The sequence below is a fragment of the Stenotrophomonas sp. LM091 genome (genome assembly GCF_001806305.1).
In the GTDB taxonomy this organism is placed as follows: Bacteria; Pseudomonadota; Gammaproteobacteria; order Xanthomonadales; family Xanthomonadaceae; genus Stenotrophomonas; species Stenotrophomonas bentonitica_A.
The window spans coordinates 492,798-512,476 of sequence record NZ_CP017483.1; the positions used below are offsets into that span (position 1 = coordinate 492,798).

The 19,679-nt window shown below is 59.9% G+C and carries 22 protein-coding genes; 9 read left to right on the plus strand and 13 right to left on the minus strand.

What is annotated here, in order from left to right:
- Positions 1-95 precede the first annotated feature (95 nt).
- The 4 genes from BIZ42_RS02205 to BIZ42_RS02220 all read right to left on the minus strand — a co-directional run bounded on the left by BIZ42_RS02205 (position 96) and on the right by BIZ42_RS02220 (position 2,547).
- Complete coding sequence (locus BIZ42_RS02205) at positions 96-758, minus strand: hypothetical protein (RefSeq protein ID WP_156785671.1); 663 nt, start codon at positions 756-758, stop codon at positions 96-98.
- 159 nt (positions 759-917) lie between these two features.
- A complete protein-coding gene (locus BIZ42_RS02210) occupies positions 918-1,151 on the minus strand; it encodes a hypothetical protein (protein ID WP_019184273.1) in 234 nt (77 codons plus the stop codon).
- An 88-nt stretch (positions 1,152-1,239) separates the two neighbouring features.
- A complete protein-coding gene (locus BIZ42_RS02215) occupies positions 1,240-1,908 on the minus strand; it encodes a hypothetical protein (RefSeq protein ID WP_026069955.1) in 669 nt (222 codons plus the stop codon).
- A 336-nt stretch (positions 1,909-2,244) separates the two neighbouring features.
- On the minus strand, positions 2,245-2,547 hold the full coding sequence (locus tag BIZ42_RS02220; protein WP_019184275.1) for a metalloregulator ArsR/SmtB family transcription factor: 303 nt from the start codon (positions 2,545-2,547) through the stop codon (positions 2,245-2,247).
- Between the two features lie 322 nt (positions 2,548-2,869).
- Between BIZ42_RS02220 and BIZ42_RS19205 the strand changes: the two genes are divergently transcribed.
- Complete coding sequence (locus BIZ42_RS19205) at positions 2,870-3,310, plus strand: YeeE/YedE thiosulfate transporter family protein (protein ID WP_026069956.1); 441 nt, start codon at positions 2,870-2,872, stop codon at positions 3,308-3,310.
- Entirely contained in the window at positions 3,307-3,732 is a 426-nt protein-coding gene (locus BIZ42_RS02225; RefSeq protein WP_026069957.1) for a YeeE/YedE family protein, read from the plus strand. Before BIZ42_RS19205 ends, BIZ42_RS02225 begins: the two co-directional genes overlap by 4 nt.
- Before the next feature lie 140 nt (positions 3,733-3,872).
- Here BIZ42_RS02225 and BIZ42_RS02230 read toward each other — a convergent pair whose 3' ends face one another.
- Positions 3,873-4,856 (minus strand): helix-turn-helix domain-containing protein, encoded by a 984-nt coding sequence (locus BIZ42_RS02230; protein WP_070425415.1) that lies wholly within the window; start codon positions 4,854-4,856, stop codon positions 3,873-3,875.
- Between the two features lie 95 nt (positions 4,857-4,951).
- Between BIZ42_RS02230 and BIZ42_RS02235 the strand changes: the two genes are divergently transcribed.
- The gene (locus BIZ42_RS02235; protein WP_197576223.1) at positions 4,952-5,821 is read left to right on the plus strand and encodes an MBL fold metallo-hydrolase; all 870 of its coding nucleotides are present in this window, start codon (positions 4,952-4,954) and stop codon (positions 5,819-5,821) included.
- A gap of 11 nt (positions 5,822-5,832) precedes the next feature.
- Positions 5,833-6,321 carry a cysteine hydrolase family protein gene (locus tag BIZ42_RS02240; protein ID WP_019184279.1) on the plus strand — a complete coding sequence of 163 codons (489 nt, stop codon included), beginning with the start codon at positions 5,833-5,835 and terminating at the stop codon, positions 6,319-6,321.
- A 76-nt stretch (positions 6,322-6,397) separates the two neighbouring features.
- On the opposite strand, the gene BIZ42_RS02245 is transcribed toward BIZ42_RS02240, so the two are convergent.
- Positions 6,398-7,273, minus strand: a complete 876-nt coding sequence (locus tag BIZ42_RS02245; protein WP_172838026.1) for an AraC family transcriptional regulator — start codon at positions 7,271-7,273, stop codon at positions 6,398-6,400.
- 204 nt (positions 7,274-7,477) lie between these two features.
- Here BIZ42_RS02245 and BIZ42_RS02250 point away from each other — a divergent pair, with 204 nt between their 5' ends.
- Positions 7,478-8,335, plus strand: coding sequence for an NmrA family NAD(P)-binding protein (locus BIZ42_RS02250; RefSeq protein WP_070425417.1), 858 nt, complete (start codon positions 7,478-7,480; stop codon positions 8,333-8,335).
- Between the two features lie 345 nt (positions 8,336-8,680).
- Here BIZ42_RS02250 and BIZ42_RS02255 read toward each other — a convergent pair whose 3' ends face one another.
- From BIZ42_RS02255 to BIZ42_RS02285, 7 genes are all read right to left on the minus strand, one after another.
- Entirely contained in the window at positions 8,681-10,123 is a 1,443-nt protein-coding gene (locus BIZ42_RS02255; RefSeq protein WP_070425418.1) for a dihydrolipoyl dehydrogenase, read from the minus strand.
- Between the two features lie 115 nt (positions 10,124-10,238).
- The gene (locus BIZ42_RS19210) at positions 10,239-10,604 is read right to left on the minus strand and encodes a thioredoxin family protein (RefSeq protein WP_083279772.1); all 366 of its coding nucleotides are present in this window, start codon (positions 10,602-10,604) and stop codon (positions 10,239-10,241) included.
- A 57-nt stretch (positions 10,605-10,661) separates the two neighbouring features.
- Positions 10,662-10,991 carry a thioredoxin gene (gene trxA / locus BIZ42_RS02265; RefSeq protein WP_070425419.1) on the minus strand — a complete coding sequence of 110 codons (330 nt, stop codon included), beginning with the start codon at positions 10,989-10,991 and terminating at the stop codon, positions 10,662-10,664.
- 40 nt (positions 10,992-11,031) lie between these two features.
- Positions 11,032-12,153, minus strand: coding sequence for an alkene reductase (locus BIZ42_RS02270; protein WP_070425420.1), 1,122 nt, complete (start codon positions 12,151-12,153; stop codon positions 11,032-11,034).
- Between the two features lie 83 nt (positions 12,154-12,236).
- The gene (locus BIZ42_RS02275; protein WP_070425421.1) at positions 12,237-12,791 is read right to left on the minus strand and encodes an OsmC family protein; all 555 of its coding nucleotides are present in this window, start codon (positions 12,789-12,791) and stop codon (positions 12,237-12,239) included.
- A 117-nt stretch (positions 12,792-12,908) separates the two neighbouring features.
- Positions 12,909-13,592 (minus strand): DsbA family oxidoreductase, encoded by a 684-nt coding sequence (locus BIZ42_RS02280; protein WP_070425422.1) that lies wholly within the window; start codon positions 13,590-13,592, stop codon positions 12,909-12,911.
- 105 nt (positions 13,593-13,697) lie between these two features.
- Positions 13,698-14,261, minus strand: a complete 564-nt coding sequence (locus BIZ42_RS02285; RefSeq protein ID WP_019184288.1) for a TetR/AcrR family transcriptional regulator — start codon at positions 14,259-14,261, stop codon at positions 13,698-13,700.
- A gap of 247 nt (positions 14,262-14,508) precedes the next feature.
- Between BIZ42_RS02285 and BIZ42_RS02290 the strand changes: the two genes are divergently transcribed.
- The 4 genes from BIZ42_RS02290 (at position 14,509) to BIZ42_RS02305 (ending at position 19,441) form a co-directional block, all read left to right on the plus strand.
- Positions 14,509-14,997 (plus strand): DUF2946 family protein, encoded by a 489-nt coding sequence (locus BIZ42_RS02290; protein ID WP_335743729.1) that lies wholly within the window; start codon positions 14,509-14,511, stop codon positions 14,995-14,997.
- A gap of 186 nt (positions 14,998-15,183) precedes the next feature.
- Complete coding sequence (locus BIZ42_RS02295) at positions 15,184-17,223, plus strand: TonB-dependent receptor (protein ID WP_237393553.1); 2,040 nt, start codon at positions 15,184-15,186, stop codon at positions 17,221-17,223.
- Between the two features lies 1 nt (position 17,224).
- Positions 17,225-18,655 carry a PepSY domain-containing protein gene (locus BIZ42_RS02300; RefSeq protein ID WP_070425423.1) on the plus strand — a complete coding sequence of 477 codons (1,431 nt, stop codon included), beginning with the start codon at positions 17,225-17,227 and terminating at the stop codon, positions 18,653-18,655.
- 78 nt (positions 18,656-18,733) lie between these two features.
- Positions 18,734-19,441, plus strand: a complete 708-nt coding sequence (locus tag BIZ42_RS02305) for a superoxide dismutase (RefSeq protein ID WP_070425424.1) — start codon at positions 18,734-18,736, stop codon at positions 19,439-19,441.
- Positions 19,442-19,679: the final 238 nt, after the last annotated feature.

Genomic DNA, 19,679 nt, shown 5'->3' on the forward strand with positions numbered 1-19,679 from the left:
CGATCCGCATAGTCAACCAGAGCGGAGCCAGCGCGGCCTCGGCTCCTTGTAATAGGAGTGCTGGCAGCCCCTCTCACGCGTCTTTTGGGACCCGTTCAAATTCTCCGCTGTGGCAGCTTGTGCCCTATTACTAGAGGCTTGGTGCAATGATCCAACTCTTCCCGAACAGCATCGGACTGCCGAAGTGCTCGGTACGCATCCATGCAACTCCGATCGGTCTCCGTTATCCACCGATCAAATAGCCTCGTATCGCCCCCATCGAAGATATGCACGGCAGCCGGCCACCCCTTCTCGAGCAGCGCGACACGAAACGCGGAGACAAGCGACTTGTTGGGCGGACGATACGCCAACATGATATCATCGATGAAATCCACAGCCCCGACACTTCCAGCGGCATAAAGTGATTTCACCAACGCAGGTCGCTCAGCGAACCGGGATGCCTCGAAAAGCAATTGGCGTCCGGTCGCGATCTGACTCTCCTTGATCGCTGCCGCCAACGCCCCGTCCAGGGCATCGGCCGCATCGGGAAGAGCACTTTGAATGATCATCGAGGCAATATTGGCATGGCCCAGACCTGCGGCCACTCTCAACGCATGCTGCGCGCTCCTCCCATCCGACAGAGATGCCAGCGCCAGCCTCACAGCAGAACAGTCGCCCCTCACCACTGCAATCAACAGACGGCGGCGTTGTTCCTCGTCTTGGCCTTGCTCAAGATCAGACGGAGTCGCCGATCTGTCGGAATTCGAAGCTTGATCCATTCATCCACGTTAACTTAACGTCCCTAACTGTCAACGTGTGCTCCAGCGCCCCCCTGAAAGCTGCGACCTGCCGGAAAAAGAGAGCCGCAACGCGAGGACATGCACGGCAAAGGCTTTCAATTCAACCCTTGGGACCGATGCGGGTAAGAGCCCTCTCCGTCATTCGTAATCTTCCACGTTCGCGATGTCCAACTCGTAGTTGCTTGCGATGAGCATGCCTTCTTCGCTCAAGCTCTCGATCGTGGGCTCATTCACCCACTCCTCGATGGCAAATGACGCATCCGACAGGACCGCCACCTTGGCCATCCTCAAGGCGTCTTCCGGACTTTCAGCTTCGACTTCCAAATAGTGCGCGCACTGCGCCAGACCATTGAACTCGACTTCGTACTTCATGGGACTTCTCCTTACCGAGCACCCTGCTCGGCTTCGGAAACAAAGTTACAGTGAGTTGCTTGGACCATCGAGTACGAGCCCGTACCGACTAGCTGACGATCGATTCAGGTGATATGACCGTTGCTTCATCGAGCTCCTGCCTATCCAAGAGCGCCACTGTTTCTGCATGAGCTCGGTCGATATGGATTCGGTAGGCCTGTCGCCATAACCGCTTCTCGCGAAGGTTAGCCCAAGGCAGAGTCAATGCTTGATCAACGCCAAGCGCGGCGATCTTGGCGCCACGGGCGAAGGCCTCTTCTATCGCGTCTAGATCAAGGGTTGTGATGCCGGCATGCGAGATGATGCGATTGATCTTCTTATGCTTGTCGCGCATCACGATGAAGGGCGTCCCGTTTGCCGTTCTGCCAAGACGCCCTTCCAATTTTTCAGGCACGGCATGCACAGACTTGTTGACCAGCCCGAACCAGGTCAGGAGGTTGCCCTTGCTGATCATCTTGGGCCGGCCAACACTCTTGGCGAACGGGTTGGAATGTGCGCGTTTTAGAGCCTCGAACTGTCGCCGTGGGATGGCCAAATAGAACTCGGCCATTGACTGCGTGAAGAGTGTGGCCCTTGGCGCCTGATCCAAGAGCTGGCGGACCGTTTGATGATCTGATCGCGCTACAACGGACGATCTTTTGCCAGGGTTGGCAATGATCTCTAGGGCCGACCGAATGAACCCCTCTTCCAAACTGTCTTGATTGCTAATCAGTGTCATGAACATGAGCCTCCCGTCACCCAACGCCAGTCCCGGCTCTGTGCGAAGTATGGCCCAGCAACGTGCCCTGGCTCCATGCCTCTTATTGCGAGAAGCCCGACAGGGCAGATGACGACGCCGAAGAAGCGTTCTCCTCAGAGCAAACTCTCGCATCAGGTCGTGGAAGCCCCTGCGTCTGTTGGCCTTAGAGGCGCGGACACCAAGTTCGGTTTCCCTTGACTTGCCGGACACGGCGCCTGGCCAGAGTTGATTGACAAGATACCCATAGCGCAACGCACATGATCGCCTCGCTCTTCAAGGCCAACTGCAACCGGTTGCCGGAACAGTCCAATGCGACTACCGGCTCTCAGGCACCGAGGTATCGGTGCAGAAGATCTCATGCATGGCGGTCAACAGGGCGGCCACACGTGGGTCCGCCAACCGGTAGAAGATCGACCGGGACTCACGCCGGGTGGTGACTAGGTCCCGCTGCCGTAGCTCCGCCAGTTGTTGGGAAAGCGCCGGCTGCCGGATACCAGTTGCCTCCTCCAAACCACCCACAGTCGACTCCCCTTGAGAGAGCTGGCAGAGCAACAGCAGGCGCGACGGCGTGGCCATGAAGCGAAGCAGCTCGGCAACCTCTGGGACCCGTTCCTTCATGTCAGCGAGGTCAGCGGCGGTAAGGGAGGAGTTTTTCACAAGTAGAGACCATAGGAAGCCGTAGAGCCTAGCCCGAACGCCGCATGGCGGTCTGACCAAGGGAAGAGATGTGCCGATAGTTGCATAGTTTCCGCAATTATGAAACCTTAAGCTCTCCCCTTCCTCGTTAAGAGCTAACCGTGAACACCCCTGTCGCTTTGGATTCTGCTTTAAATAGGGCTCTTGGCAGCGGGCGCGAGGCACCCGCCGACCGACTTGCGGGTCATCGGTTCGTACGGGACGACACCAGAGTTTGCTTTCTAAAGCTACCGGTAGACTCGCCATGATGCTGACCCCTTTAGCGTGGTACTGGCCGCTCATCGGCGGCCTGATGATTGGCACAGCCGCAGGCGCATACCTGGTGTTCACCGGCCGAATTGCCGGCATCTCCGGCCTGATTGCTAATACCCTCGGCCTTCCGGCAGGTGGAGATCGCTCATTAGCTGCCCTGTTCCTGGCGGGACTGTTTGTGACATCGGGTGTAGCACTGGCGGTCAAACCCATTTCGCTGCCCTCGCTTTCAAGCTCGACTACACCGCTACTGATTCTGGGCGGACTGCTGGTTGGGTATGGAACGCGCCTGGGCTCGGGGTGCACGAGCGGCCATGGCGTCTGCGGCTTGGCTAGACTTTCGCCGCGCTCCATGGTTGCGACCGTCGCCTTCATGCTTATGGGAATGGCCACTGTGGCGCTTGTGCGCTTCATCGTCGGAGCTGGGACATGATCCGACTGATGGCCTTTCTGTGCGGCTCGTTGTTTGGCCTCGGCCTTATCGTCTCAGACATGGCGAACCCCGCGCGCGTGATCGCCTTTCTTGACGTCACGGGCGCGTGGGATCCTTCGCTGGCGCTTGTCATGATCGGCGCACTGATCCCCTCTGTCATCGCATATCGTTGGGCGCGTGCGCGCAATGCCCCACTGTTTGCTGCTGCGCTACATGTCCCGCAGCGCCGAGACATCGATCGCAACCTGGTGCTCGGTGCGGCAGTGTTCGGCATTGGTTGGGGATTGGCGGGCGTATGTCCTGGCCCGGCCGTCGCCCTGTTGGCGACGGGTCAACCGTTCGCACTCGTGTTCGCAGCTGCGATGGTTGCCGGCATGCTTATCCATGGGACTCTGCACCACCCCCGCTCAGCGAAGCAATGACCACGGCAACAGGACTGTGACCGCAGGGCCCACTGAAGGCTGAAGCGCCTCGGCCAGCGAATGTCCATACATCGAGGCCTCCCTCCCCTCTTTTCAAGCCATCGCGCGGTTTAGGCAATCTGCGCCCGGAATCAGAACCTTTAATTCTCCAGTGAGAACGTCCGCCTCCACCCGCGCGGGCTGATATGAAATGCCCGGTTGAAGCTCTGGCGAAACGCCACAGCCGTGCGATACCCAGATTGTTCTGCCACCTTTTCAACCGAAAGATCGGTAGATTCAAGCAACTCTTTCGCACGTCGCAAGCGCTCGACATCCAGCCAAGCGCCCACTGTCATGCCAGTGGCCTTGTGGAATCTCCGGGTGAACGACCGCCTGCTCATGGCTACCCGGCTGGCCAGTTCATCGAGCGAATGATCCGCTTGCAGATTCTCACGCATGTGGTCGAGCAACGCGCTCAACAGAGCATCCTGCGGCGAGGCGGGAACCGGCTGCTCAATGTATTGGGACTGACCTCCCTCACGATGGGGTGGCAGGACCATCAGGCGCGCGATTTTGTTGGCCTCCCGCGCACCGCAGAGTTTCCTGACCAGATACATGCAGCAATCCAGCGCCGCACCGGTCCCAGCAGAGGTCACCACGCGCTCTTCGTCAACATAAAGCGCGTTCATGTCGAGCTTCACGCGGGGAAAGCGTCTATGAAAGTCGTCCTCGGCAAGCCAGTGGGTCGAAGCTAGGCGTCCATCCAGTAGCCCGGCATAGGCCAATGCGTAGGCGCCGTAGCAGAGCCCCACCACATGCGCCCCACGACGATTCGCCGCGATGAGCTTGCTTTTCAACTCGTTGCTGGGCGCATTTCCCAGATCCGCCCACCCTGGAATGATGACCACCTCTGCTTCGTCCAGCAGTTCCAAGCCCCCGCTGGCGCTCACTCCCACCTGCCCCCCGCTCAGGGTTACCAAGGGCTCCTCAGCAGCAATGCGGACATTGAACAAGGCGCGCTCCTCCGAGTGGATGTCGAAGATCATCAGCGGCACGGACAGGTGAAAGGCGCTGATCCCCCGAGGGGCAACGACTACCACCTCAATAGGGCGGTGAACTGGTTCTGTTGCGCAACGGTTGATCATGGCCTGATCTAATCGATGTTAGTCCCGCGGGCCAGTATTGCAATCACCACGGAACTGTCAAGCTCTGTCTTACACATTCACACAGAGATTGCGCCATGAAAATGATGTCACTCGCCGTCGCAACCCTGCTGGCCCTGGGCCTCCAGACCAATGCACACGCCGCAGGCAACCCGCCGAGCACCACGTCTATCCAACAGATCCGAAACGCCACGGCAAAGATCGCCTATGGCGACACGGTGCTCTTGGTTGATCCGATGCTGGCCACCAAAGGGGCCTACCCCGGCTTCCCGGACACCTATCGCAGCGAACTGCGCAACCCGACTGTCGAGCTCCCGTTCGATGTGGCTCAGGTGCTCAAGGACGTGGATGCAGTGCTGTTGACGCACACCCACTTGGATCACTGGGACCCGGCCGCAGAGACGCTGATACCGCGTCAGATGACCATGTTCGTTCAGAACGAGGCCGACGCTGCCCAGCTTCGCGGTAAGGGGTTTGAAGATGTCCGGATTCTTCCAGCCCACGAAATGTTTGGTGGCGTGAAGATCTCGCGTGTTGCTGCCCAACATGGCTCGGATGCAATGTTCAAGGTGGAGCCGCTTGCGACGCTGCTGGGCAGTGTGACCGGCTTTGTCTTTGAGAAAGCCGGTGAACCGACCATTTATCTGGCTGGTGACACCGTCTGGACCGGCGACGTGCAGGATGCGATCAAGCGCTATACCCCGGATGTCATCGTGTTGAACACGGGCGACGCGCGGGTCAAAGGTTTCGACACCGGCATCATCATGGGCGTTGATGACACCTCTCGTGTCCATGCATTGGCCCCCAAGGCAAAGATCGTCGCCGTGCATATGGATGCGGTGAATCACATGACCGTTTCCCGCGCTGATCTTCGCCGTTACACCGTCGAGAAGTCCATCCAGGACAGCGTGCTGATCCCGGAAGACGGCGAAACCATCACTTTTTAAAGGAACACACCATGAAGACTGCACTGATTGTCGTGGATATCCAGAACGACTACTTCCCCGGCGGCCGCCTCACGCTTGAGAACAGCGAGCAGGCTTTGTCGGCAGCGTTGGACGCCATCGCGCAAGCCAAGCAGGCCGGTGAGGTGGTGATAGGTATCCAGCACTTCACGCCCAGCGACGGTCCTTTTTTGGCTAAAGGCACGGTGGGTGCCGAGTTGCACCCGGCCATCGCTGAGGCACTGAACGGCTGCGTAGTGATCGAGAAACAGCAAGCCGACAGCTTTCTTGGCACACCGCTGGGCCAAACCCTGGCCGCCCAGAATGTCTCCGACATTCGTCTAGTCGGCATGATGACCCAACACTGCATCACGCACACGGCGCTGTCGCCCGAGGCAGCTGGGCTTGATGTGACAATCCTCGGCGCAGGCTGCGCTGCGCCAACGGCGCTGATCAGCGATATCGCGTTGTCTGGCCTGGCGGGACGCTGCAAAGTCGTCTAAGCCGCACCGGAGCGCCTGCAATATGCAGGCGCCTCCTTACGGCGAGTGGACCTACTGCATCTGCCAATGGATACGTCTACGCGGCCTGCGTCTGACGTTGACGGAACGTTGCAGGTGTACAGCCCACCTCGCGCTGGAAGAACTTGATGAAATTGGGGGTGTCGCTGAAACACAGTTGTTCAGCGACTTCAAGCACCTTCAACTCCGTATGCGTCAGCAAGCGCTTGGCTTCGAGTGCCAGCCGCGCGGCGATGAAAGCCTTGGGGTTCATGCCTGCAGCGTCAAGCGTCGCTCTCGTCAGCGTCCTTTCAGCACATCCCATGGCCTTTGCGTAGCTGGAGACCTGATGCCAATCCCTGTGCTTCTCTTCAACCAGTCGCTCGAATTCTCTGAATCTACTTCCAGCTGGACGAGGGAGCTTCACCCGCCCATCGCCGCGCTCATCTGCCATGCGGATCCGCGTCAGTGCAGTATGGAGTTGATGGCGTAGCAACGCATGCACGCTTTGGGGTGAGTCATCGAGGCCTGCGTCGTCCTGCATCTGCATGATGCATCCGGTGACGACCCGCATCTCTTTCGCCGTCAGTCGTATCACGCTCCCCAGTCCTTCAAGTATGCGGCAACTCTTTTCCGCACCTGGGCAGGCCGTGGGCCAGGCAAACTCTGGACGAAACGCAACAATCCAGCCCTCCCAATCGGTTGGCGGGCCAAAGCTGTGCGCCATCCCCGGCGTCAACGCGAGCACCGTATTGGGTGCACATTGCACAAATTCGAAATCAATACGGTGAGTACAGGCCCCTTCGGTGACACCGACGAGGGTGTAGAACTCATAACGGTGCGCCAACTCGAGCATTTCAGCGCCCGCACGACGACGTAGCTCGGAGAAGGCAAGGATCTCCAAGTCCAGCCCATAGCCGGCTTGGGGATGATAAGGCAGCTGCCCGATATCCATGCCGCGCTGCTCCCTCCTTTTAGCCATCGGCATCCCGCCTTTCGTGTCCAATAATGACAATAGAAATGGACATATTGACCGTGAAACCCTGCGCTCTTTGGCCGAGAATAGCATCTTCACCGCGCGTTCCCATAGCATTCTTCACCCGCGCTCGATTCGATGCTTGCCCACCCGCCTCCTCAAGGCCTGACGAAGAAGAAGACGATGACCTATATCATTCATGGTGCCTCCGGCGCTCAAGGCGGACCGCTACTCAAGCGCCTCTCGGCGGCCGGAAAAAACGCCGTCGGTGCAGTGCGCGCATCCGAGGCACTGGCTGCAACACAGACCGTTCGCATTGACAATGCATCCGTGGAATCTCTGGTTGAGGCTTACCGTGGTGCGGATGGGGTGTTCATTCACCTGCCTCAGACAGACGAGGGCAGCCGTGTAACCTACGCACGCAACATTGCCCGAGCGGTTGACCTGGCCAAGCCCGGGCGGGTGGTAATCTCCACCAGCGGTATCATTGTCGATGAGCCTGACTCGCCATTGCAGGCCCCGGCTGATTCGGCGATGGCAATCTTGATTGAGGGTGTTCGCAGCACCGGCGTTTCGTATGCCGTCGTCGCACCGCGCCTTTACTTGGAAAACCTACTGCTGCCGATGGTCTTCGGGCCAACACAGACTGAGGGGGTGCTGCGGTACCCGCTCCGGTCGGACCAACCGGTATCCTGGAGCTCACACTTGGACGTAGCCGAGGTTGCTGAGCGTCTCTTCGAGCAGACGTCGGTCAGTGGCGTTGTGGGAGTTGGCCAGCTGCCAGGGCTGATCGGGAAAGATGTCGCAACAGGCTTCCAGCGCCACCTGGGGCGCGATGTCGCCTTTGAGAGCATCACGCCCCAAGCATTCGGGGCGATGATTGAACCCCTGATCGGTCCTGCGTCCGCTGCCATTGCCGCCTTCTACGGCGCGCTGCAAAGCAGTCCGACCAATACGATCCCTCACGACACCAGTGCGCAGACGTTGTTTGGTATCGCGCCGAGGAGCGTGGAACAGTGGCTTGGTGAAACTCTCGGCTGATCTTCGTTGACGCCCACGAGCATCGATCGACTGATCGGTCTCGTGGGCGTTTGGCCAACTATGGCTGATCCGAACTGCCTTACCCTAGCACGGAAGGGAGATGGGTCACTGCCGGAGCATTAGTTGAGAAACTCTCGGGTTAGCCACCGAGTCCGGCACGAACATCCTCAATATTCATATTCAAAATGTGTGCCGAACGTTGGGAACCGAAGCCATCAGCACAGCCAGGGGATGGATACCGCCTTCGGTGGGCGCTGGACAGCGATCCTCGCCCAATCATGTCTAACAGCACGTATAGGTCCCATAACGATCTGCTTGCGCCCCTACTGTGACCGCGACTCCAACCTACGCGCCTGGAAGGCAGTCCAAGCAGCTTTCCGGCGCCGGCGGCGGGATGACCAGCTTGCGCTGTATTTGACGCAACGCCGTCCGCACTCCCTCCTCGACGACTGGGTGATAGAACGGGCTGTCGATCATCTGCTGGACGGTATCTCGCCGCTGAACGCTCCACGACAGCAGGTGGCCAATGTGTTCGGCCGATGGGCCGACCATCTCTGCACCCAAGAAGGTTCCTGTGGCGCTGTCGGCGTAGACACGGATTACTCCGTGGTTCTCCAGCATGACCCGGCTGCGCCCCTGATCAACGAACGATGCCTCTCCAACCTCAAACGTGGCGCCACTCTCGGTCAACTGCCGGAAGGTAGCGCCTGCCATCGTGATCTGGGGGTTGGAAAATACGATCCCCAGAGGCGCCCTGCGCGGGCGTGGGCGCTCGTTTGGATAGCGGCCCGCGTTGTCGCCTGCGATGCGGCCGTCGTCTGCGGCCTCATGAAGGATATCGGCCATCCCATTGGCATCCCCGGCAACGAAGATGTGCGGGCAGGTGCTCTGACCGGTAGCGCGGTCGACGATGGGCAGCCCGTAGCTGTCCAAACCGATACCGGCTTTGTCCAAGCCGATTCCGAGCATGTTGGGCTTACGACCTGTCGCGGCAATCAAGAAGTCGAATGTCTCGGTGCTGCGAACACCCTCAGAATTCTCGGAGACCACTAATACGCGACCATCCTCCGTGAGCGAGGGTGTGACCTTTGCGCCCAGGCTCACAGGAACTTCTTCAGAGAAGATGCGCGTGGCCTCCGCCGCAACCACTGGGTCGCTCAGCGGTCCGATGAAGCGACTGCGACCGTAAAGGCGAACCGTCACTCCAAGGCGATGCAGGGCCTGTGCCAACTCAAGGCCGATGACCCCGCTGCCAACAACGGCCACTGAGCTGGGCAGATCAGTCCACTCAAAAACGTCATCGTTCACAAGAAGCCTGTCGCCCAGCGCCTCACGCCATCCCTCCGGAACGAAGGGGCTGGACCCTGTCGCTACAACGATGCGATCAGCTTCGACGATGGTAGATGATCCGACCAGAAGCTCATGAGCGGAGAGGAACGTCGCCTTGCCGCGCAGCCGGTGTTCCTCCGGCCACGCTTCTACCGACTCCACAACGAAGCCGACGAAGCGATCGCGCTCGCGGCGCACCCGAGCCATTACTTCCCGTCCGTCGACCTTGATTGCTCCAGGCATGACGCCAAAGCTCGGCGCCAACGTCAGCGTATGAGCAGCATCTGCGGCACTGATGAGCAGCTTGCTTGGCATGCAGCCAACCCTGGCACAGGTGGTGCCATAGACGCCACCTTCAATCACCACAAGGCTGTCGGTATGCGCTTTGGCCGCGCGGTAGGCCGTCATGCCAGCACTGCCGGCGCCAATGATTGCAACATCAACCTTGATACGAGTCATCTGATACCTCTTTTCGCCAGTGCATTGCAGTGGATTGCAGCACGATCGGCGGAGAATGAATCGACCTCAACTTGTGAACGGCTGATTCAAACATTTGGGAGTATTCGGTTGTCGACTATTGGCGTGCGCTATCGAGTCGCTTCTGAGCCCACTGCGCGATACGCGGTGCGGACAACGAGCCCAGGAGCCGGCCTACTTCTTGACCTTGCTCGTCATACATCAGGAGCATCGGCACAGCAGCGACCTTCAACGAGTCCAACAGCTGCGGATCCGTCGCTGCATTCACCTTGAGGAACCGGGCCTTTGTGCCCATTGCCTCGGCGGCGGTAGCGAAAGCAGGCTCCATCGTCTTGCAGGGAGGACACCATGGTGCCCCTATGTAGAGCAGAAGAGGATCGGCTGTGGAGCGCGCAATGCGGTTGAATCCCATGGCGTTCACTTCTTCCACCTTCCCAGCCCATGAAGGCACGGACGTGTTCATCGCTTCACCTTCTTTGCTAGGCGGGCGCCCCACAGAGGGCGCCCGCTTGGTCATGGCTTACTCGCCCTTTACGAACGGAGCGATCTGCTCGTGCAAAGCCTGCTTAGGCATCGCGCCGACGATCTCCTTGGCGACCTTGCCATCCACGAACACTTTCAAGGTGGGGATGGACCGCACCCCATATCGCTGAGCCAATTCCGGGTTCTGATCGATATCGACCTTGACCACCTGGAGCTTGCCTTCAAGCTCATCGGATATCTCTTCCAAGAAAGGCGCGATGGCTCGGCAAGGTGGGCACCACGGGGCCCAGAAGTCCACCAGCACCGGCGTCTTGCTTTCAAGGACGTCGGACTCGAAGTCGAAAGTCGTTGTGCTACGGGTTGCCATGTCACACCTCATCTGTGGCCCGCACGCGCGGGGTGGTTGATCAGACGACTGCTGCGTCGGCGCGAGCGCCATCGTAGGTCGGATAGTCGGTGTAGCCCTTTGCCCCGATCACGCCGTAGAAGGTCGACGGATCAGGCTTTGCCAGCGGCCAGCCGTTCTTCATCCGCTCCACCAGGTCGGGGTTGGAGATAAAGTTGGTGCCGAACGCAATCAGGTCGAGCTCGCCCTTGGCCAGTTCCGCCTCGGCCAGCTCCTGGGTGAACCCGCCTGCACCGATCAGCGTGCCCTGGTAAGCCTTCCGGAACGCCGCGCCAAAGCCGGCAGGCGTGCCCGCTGCCGAGATCGTGGTCTGGTAGTTCAGGTGCACGAACGCCAGGGTCCGCTCGTTCAGCGCCGAGGCCATGCTTGCCCAAGCTTCGACTTCACCTTCGAAGGCCTCCATGTCGTAGATGCGACCAAACGGGGAGACGCGAACGCCCACCTTCTCGCCGCCAATTTCAGCCGCGACCGCGTCGATGGTCTCCAGCAGCAGGCGCTGACGGTTCTCGATCGATCCACCATACTGGTCGGTGCGGGTATTGAGCTTGCTGCTTAGGAACTGGTCGAACAAGAACGCGTTGGCGGCCATAAGTTCGACGCCATCGAAGCCAGCATCCATGGCACGACGCGCAGAAGAGGCGAAGTCCTGAATGACACGCTTGACCTCATCGGTAGTGAGGGCGCGCGGCTTGCTCGGCAGCACCGGCCCTTCCTTGCCAGGTTCGACCCACGCATAGACCATCGTGGTGGTCGCCGGCACGTCACCCGACGAGACCGGCGCGACGTTGCCCGGCTGCAGCGAGACGTGCGACAGCCTACCGACGTGCCAGAGCTGGGCAAAGATCTTGCCGCCATTGGCATGCACCGCATCTGTGACTTTACGCCAGCCTTCGGTCTGCTCATCGGTGTAGAGACCGGGGGTATACAGATATCCACGGCCCTCGTCGGAGACGGGAAGGCCCTCAGTGATGATCAGGCCGGCCGAGGCGCGCTGACCGTAGTAGAGCGCAGTCAGCTCGCTGGGGATGTTCTCCGGCGTGCGGGTGCGGGTCATCGGGGCCATGACGACGCGGTTGGTCAACTGAAGGCCTGATAGGTCGAAGGGGGTAAACAGCTTGCGCATGATGGGCCTCTAGATTGGGAGCACAGCCTCGATTTGGGGCTGCTGTTGCAAATGTGGGGGTGGGAAAAGGCTCTCCGGAGGGCTTAGTCCTCCAGAACTTCCAGTGTGGAAACCATGCGAATGGCCTTGGAGAAGTTGGCGCGGTTCACCGAGGTCTTCGTCACAACCTGGTGCAGCTCTTCCAGACGCTCGCGCGAGGCATCCGCGTGCAGGCGAACCACGTAGCTGACTTCGTCGTAGCCGGGGTTCACGCTGTCATCCAGACCGAGGAACCCGCGCAGGTCCAGCTCGCCGTCGGTCTCGATTTCCAAGCTGTGCACCGTGATGCCCATGGCTGCGGCGTTGACGACGTAGCCCACGGTCAAGCAGGCATTGAGGGCTGCCATGAGCAGCTCCTGCGGATTGGGAGCCGAATTCTGACCGAGCAGTTCGGTCGGCTCATCCGCTGCAATCTCGAAGTGGCGCTCGTGCTTCACGCCAGCCATGGAGTAGTGGTTGACCGTCGCAACCGAGCGGGTCTGTCCATGCCACTTTGTCTTCACGTTGAAGCGGGCATTGCGCTTGGATGCATCTTCAGAGACACCTTTCGCAAAATGCTGGAGAGCGGCGACGTCGATGCCATTGGGCTTGTTGGACATTTTATAGTTCCTTTCTAAATTCTAAATGCGCGCTACGCGCGAGGGATCTGCCGAGCGCCCGAGGGCGCGGCTTGATTGGGATACATGGGTGGATAGGCTGCCGAAGCACCCGGTTGATCAGCGCGTGCAGCCGTCGATGCCGCAGCTCTCGCCTTCGCTTGCGCCGCTAATCGCTTCGGGCATCTCTCGTGCCGCATCCAGAATTGCCCGCTCGAACACGTTTGCTTCCTGCGCGCCGGAGACAAAGACCTTGCCGTTGAATAGGAACAAAGGAACACCGTTGGCGATGCGGCTCGCTTCCAGCTCATCGCGGTCGATCTCGGTGGAGACGCGTGCCGAATCGAACTCAAAGAGGGTATCGGTCACACCCACCTCTTTGGCCAACGACGCCAGCACGTCCTGGTCGAAAATGTTGAGCCCGTCTGTGGTCGCAGCCTTGTAGATACGCTCGGCCATCAGTTCGGCTACCTCGGGCGAGCTAATGCTCTTGATCAATGCGTGAGCAGCGCTCGTGTCTCCGAAAAGCATGGTGTCGAAGTTGTAGACCAAGCCTTCAAGGAGCCCGTTGGTGCTGACCGCGGCCATCATCCGATTAGCGCCGGCTGCACCGCCCAACTTCTGATGCAGTGCGGTCTTGTAGTCCATCGGCCTCATTCCCTTGGCGAGTCGATAGGCTTTGTTGGTTACTACGACCTGAACCTGGCCGGCCAACGAATTGACTGCCTTCTCGAACCGCTTCTTTGCAACCCAGCACCATGGGCAAACGAAGTCCGACCAGACTTCCACCATCACTGTTTTCATTGCCATCTCCATTGATATGTTGACACCTACTTACCTTGTAGTAGGTAGGTTTCTTTAACAAAAAGAAACCTGCTCCCCTCTACGAGAGAAGAGCAGTAGGCGTTTTCAGGCGTTCTCTACGATGAGCCGTACAACGCTAGGGCTCAACGGATCTTCGTCCTTGGTCGCCCAGTTGATAAAGCAAGACCCCTCCAGGATGCTCAACAGCAGGAACGCTTTGTGCTTGGCTCCGCTGCCTTCGGGAATCTCGTTTCGCTCGATGCCTTGCTCTAGCGCTCTGGAGAGCCAGCTCAACTGCATGCCGAAGAAGCGTTGCGTTAGCTGCTGCAAACTCAGCGGTAATGCCGACATTTCGGCAGCTAGGGCGCCGCAAAGCGGGAGGAGACCGCCGTCGGCGCTCGACCTGAAGATGTGGAGGAAGGCTTCGAGGCGGCCGATGACATGCCCGTGCTGCATCTCAATCCGCCCCAGTTCGACTCGAACGCGCTCGATGTACTCCTCCACGAGTGCCTTGCCTAGATCCTCCTTCGTCGGAAAGTGATGATGGATGCTTGCCTTTCGGATGCCCACCGACTCTGACAGATCCGCGTAGCTAAACGCGGAGTAGCCGCGTGTACGCATCAGCTGCTCAGCAGTCCGAATCAGTGCTTCGCGTGTGCCAAGGGCCATTAGTTCTCCTCAGGTTCCAATCTCTAAACCACACTTTACCTACCTCCTGGTAGGTAGTCAACAGTTGCATGCGTGTCCCATACTCGGCACCACGACGCGCCGCTTTTGTGTGCCCTGGTGCGACCCACAGACAGCCGTGCAGCGTGGAATTGTGAGAGAGGGAAGCAAGTGCGACAAATGGTCGCGGAGGATCAATTTGGCGACAGCTAGCGCCTGCCTCCTCTTCGCATCCCTTAATATCGGGGCTGTGCGCCCCCTTGCCCTCCACCGCTGGACCCACACCTTGGCATGCCTATCGATGCTGCTATTGGTTGTCGCTCCATTGATTAGCCGGGCGATTGCGCACCCGGCGCTCGGTGCGACACACGCACCCGATACACATGCAAGGCATCATTCGTACGTAGAACCAATGGCACCCAAGGCGGCTGATTCGCATCACATGGGGCATGGCATTCACCACGCCATGCCAATGGTGTCGGAGTCTTCGGATACAGCAGCTTTTGACACAACACCATCTCAGAAGTCAGCTGACCCACATGCCGAGCACGAGATGGGCGTGGACTGCGAATACTGTCTGATCGCTGCGCGGATGATCAGCCTGCTCGTGGCGCTGCTCTTGGCGATGGCCATCTGGTCGGCGGTCTTCCGTGCCCTGTTCGGCTTGGTCGATAGACGGCGCATCCGTGCTCCGGGCACGCTTGGGGCCCGCGGCCCACCGTCTGCCCTCACCTGCTGATCCAGCCCGCGACCTGAGGCGCAATGCGCCTTTTAGGTAGTGCACGTCTTTCTCGCTCCCCAATAGACCTGGGGCAAATAGACGCGGACCTGGAAGCTGCCCTCCCCTACTGACACCCGGCTCAAACGCCGGCTCTTCTGCTTGTCTCGGCCCTCCTCTGGCCGCGGCATATTGATGTTGTGGAAAATGAAAAAACTTCTCTCTACACGCCTGCTTACCGAAGCCATCGTGGCCGCAATCGCCTGCACCGCGCTAGCTCCATCACTGGCAGCTGCTCAGGACGGAACCGTGCTAACCCTGGGCACCGTGCAGGCGCGCTCCGCTGCCGAACGCGAGCTCTCAGCGCGTTCCGTATTCACCTCTGTGGACATCATTGGTGGCGATCTTCTGCAACAGCAGAAGGTCGACCATAGCTGGGAGCTGCTAATGAACGCACCGGGTGTGCAGGTCACCCAATTCAAGATGGGCTCCGATGCCGGCCGCTTTTCTTTCCGCGGTTTCAATGGCGAAGGTCGCATCAATGCGGTCAAGCTGCTGATTGATGGCATCCCAAGCAACGACAACGCAGGCGGCATGCCTTACCTGGATGCAGTTTTCCCACTGGATATCAGCGCGATGGAGATCGTGCGCGGGACCAACGACGCGCGGTACGGCCTGCACGCTATCGCCGGTGACGTTAACGTACTCACCCGCCGAGGCGGCAACGATGGCCAGCTTAGCGTGACCGTAGGCAGCTTCGGCACCGAAGATATTCAACTGGCGAAGGGATTTGAGACTGGTGCCTGGTCGCAGAACTACTTCGTTGGTTGGCGTGGCACGGACGGTGAGCGCGACCACGCGAATGGCACGCAGCGCAGCTTCGCCGGCAAGTGGTTCTATGCCGACCCAAACGGCCAATGGCGCGCTGGCCTCACCAGCCGGTATTACAAGAACACCGCACTGGAAGCCGGCTACCTCAGCTACTTGGAAGCGCGGGACAATCCAAAGCAGTCGCCCGATTACGCCCGCGATGACCGCAGCGAACGTGAGACAGTCCAGACCGCGCTGCATCTCGACGGCAAGCTAGGCACTGACTGGAGCTGGAACGCAAAGGCCTACCAGAATGACTACCGCAATCAGCGCTGGGTAACCTTTACCGCTGGCGGCGCGCAGCAGGAGCGCTTCAACGACGAAACCCACCGTGGGCTTATCCTCAACACCACTTGGCGCCCTACCACGACCCTTGCCGAGTTCGTGCTGGACGCAGGCGTAGATGGACAATGGCAGGATAATAAGGCTCGTCGCTATCGCACCGTGGTGCGCGAACGCCAAGCTACGCTACGCGATTGGGATTTTGACCTCGACACCCGCGGCGCTTACGTGCAGGCCGTGATCAGGCCGATCGACGCACTAAAGATCGTGCCAGCCTACCGCGTGGACCGAATCTACGGCGACTTCCTCAACGTGGCTGCCGCCACACGTGCGCCGGTCTATGGCTACGGACTGATCAAACAGCCTAAGTTGAGCGCGTCCTATGACCTAGGAGCGACCACGATCGCGTATGCCAACTGGGGCCGCACATTCCAGATCGGCAGTGGCAATGGCGCCTACCGCGCTCAGAGCAGCAACCTGTCCCCCTCGATTAACGAAGGGTGGGAAACCGGCCTCAAGTGGACTCCCGTACAAGGCCTACAGACCCGCTTGGCCTACTGGGAACAGCGCGCATCGGACGAAGTGGCAACCGTCCTTGGCGTCAACGGGGCAGTGGGCAGCAATGAAGTTAGCAACGTGGGTGAAACCCTTCGCCGTGGCTGGGATGCCCAGGTGACATGGCAGGCAAATGAGCAGTGGCGCGCTTGGGCTTCCTACTCGCGGCAGAAGGCTGTGATTGAGGCACCGGACCCGAGTGCGCCGCAGACCCGTGGTCGACAGATCGAGAACGTGCCGAATTGGCTGGCCAGCGCAGGCTTGGAATATGCGCCCAACGCCGACTGGGCTTTCAGTGCTTGGGGCAATGGCCAAGGTGACTACTTCGTTGAGCGCACCAATACACTAGGCCGCTATGGCGGCTACGCCCTGTTGAACCTGAGCGCGACTTACCGTCTGGATGAGCGAAACAGCCTTGCCTTGCAGCTGAAAAATGCCACGGACCGATTTTATGTATATGCCTGGTACGACAGCGGCTCTTCCGGATACTCACCAGGCGATGGCCGCGCGGTTTACCTGAGCTGGACTCGGGAACTCTGACATGGACGCCACCCCAACTGCACGCCAGCCGGAACGACGGCGTTTCTATCCCGCGGTGTGGCGGTGGCACTTCTATGCTGGGCTGTTCGTGCTGCCTTTCATCGTCTGGCTGGCACTGACGGGCGCCGTCTATCTCTACCAAAAGCCCATCGACCGCTGGGTGCACCGCGACTTGAAGGTGGCAGGGACGTCTCAGGGTGCGCCTGCACTCCCCAGCGCCCATATCGCCGCGGTAACCGCTGCCACCGCGGGGACAGCGTTCCGATATACCATGCCAGAGCGAAGCGATGGTAGCGTCGAGATCGGCACGCTGGGACCTGACGGGCGGCGCGAGGTCTATTACGTCGATCCCAGTTCGGCACGCGTGCTTGGGCACTTGCCGGAGAAGGGCACGTTCTCGGGCATCGTGCGGCGGTTGCACAGCCTCGATCTCCTAGGCGACTACGCCAGCGCATTGATCGAGATCGCCGCTGGCTGGTCCATCCTGCTTGTTCTTACTGGCGTCTACCTGTGGTGGCCACGGGGGCAAAAGAGTGGGATTACTACCGTGCGTGGCCGGCCGGCCCAGCGACTGTTCTGGCGCGACCTGCACGCGGTGACAGGCATCTGGGTCGGACTAGTGCTGCTGTTTCTTGCGATGACCGGCATGCCGTGGTCGGTGATATGGGGCAAGCAGGTCAACGCATGGGCCAACGGGCAGGACTATGGCTACCCTGCCGGCGTGCGGGTGCAGGTGCCAATGTCCCAGCAACGCCTAGCCGATACCACCGCACCCACCTGGTCAATGGAACAGGCGCAGCTGCCGGTGTCGGCCCCGCCACATGGTCGGCACGGCCCTGCCGACAAACATACCGGGCACGAAGCACACGGGGCTGGTGCACTCGGCGACCTGTCACCCCAGCTGGGCGCCATCGGCATCGACGCAGCCGTGCAGCGGTTCACTGCGCTTGCGCTCGCACCTGGCTATAGCGTGTCGCTGCCGCGTGGCCCGATGGGCGTGTACACCGCCTCGGTGTACCCAGAAGAACTGTCCGACCAGCGGGTGGTGCACCTGGACCAGTACAGCGGCCAAGTGCTGCTGGACATGGGCTATGCCGATTACGGCGCGTTGGGGCGCGGGCTCGAATGGGGCATCAACGTGCACTTAGGTCAGGAGTACGGCACGTTCAATCGACTGTTGTTGATCCTTGCCTGCGTTGGCATCGCGCTTCTGTGCATCAGCGGCGCAGTGATGTGGTGGAAGCGCCGGCCGCTTGGCGGAATTGGAGTGCCGCCACTACCGAAGGAACGGCGGACCGTGACCATCGTGTTCGCGCTGCTGTGCGTGGGCGGCTTTCTGTTCCCGTTGGTAGGACTTTCGCTGCTGCTAGTCGGGGTCGTTGATTTCGTTGTTAACCACGGCTGGCGCGTCTCAACTAGACCCCTGAATTGATGCGGACTGCGGCCCTTCCTATCACCCGGATTACGGGTATTCCGGGAGCACAGCTCCTAATGCTTGGAGGAATGATTGATGAGACGAATCGCCCTCACCTCGCTGTTCGCGACGACCCTGTTGCTCACTGCCAACCTGGCTTCGGCTAATGGGTCGAAGAATGCTCCATTCTCGTTGCCCGAGCTGCCTTACGCCAACAACGCCTTGGAACCGGCGATCGACGCGCGGACGATGGACATCCACCACGATCGGCATCACCGGGCCTACGTGAACAACCTCAACGCCAAGGTAAAGGACTACCCCGCCTTGGCCACGACTTCGTTGGAAGATATCCAAGCCAGCGTCTCGCGCTATGACGCTGCGGTCCGCAACAACGCCGGCGGCCATTACAACCACAGCCTGTTCTGGACGCTGATGTCGCCCGCGGGCAAAGGGGGCAGTCCCTCACCTGCGCTGAAGGCGAAACTCGTGCAGACCTTCGGTTCCCAGGAAGCGTTCCAGACCAAGTTCACCGAGGCCGCCACCAAAGTGTTCGGCTCAGGCTGGGCTTGGCTGATCCTCAGGCCGGATGGCTCGCTTGCTATCACCACCACGCCCAACCAAGACAATCCACTGATGGACGCGGTAGCAGAACGTGGCACGCCGCTGCTGGCGTTGGACGTCTGGGAGCACGCCTACTACCTGCACTACCAGAACAAGCGCGCTGATTACATCAAGGCCTGGTGGCCAGTGGTCAACTGGACCCAGGTCAACACGCGCTTTGACGCAGCCACGGACAAGCGCTGAAGGGGTGAAGTCACAGTTCTGCCAAATCAGTGACGGTTGCTTGCCCTTTCGTAGGCCGGGCATCGCTGGGATTGGGCGGAGCAATCAACCAGTGGCGCCAAGAGTCAGCCCTTTCCTGCTCGAGTTAGATAGAACGCAGGCGGATGGCCACCAAATATAGGTGCATGAGAAGGGCCGCCTAAGGTCGGCCCGCAACTTGCCGAAGGTGGCTACGATCTTGCTGCGCCCAGATAGAGCT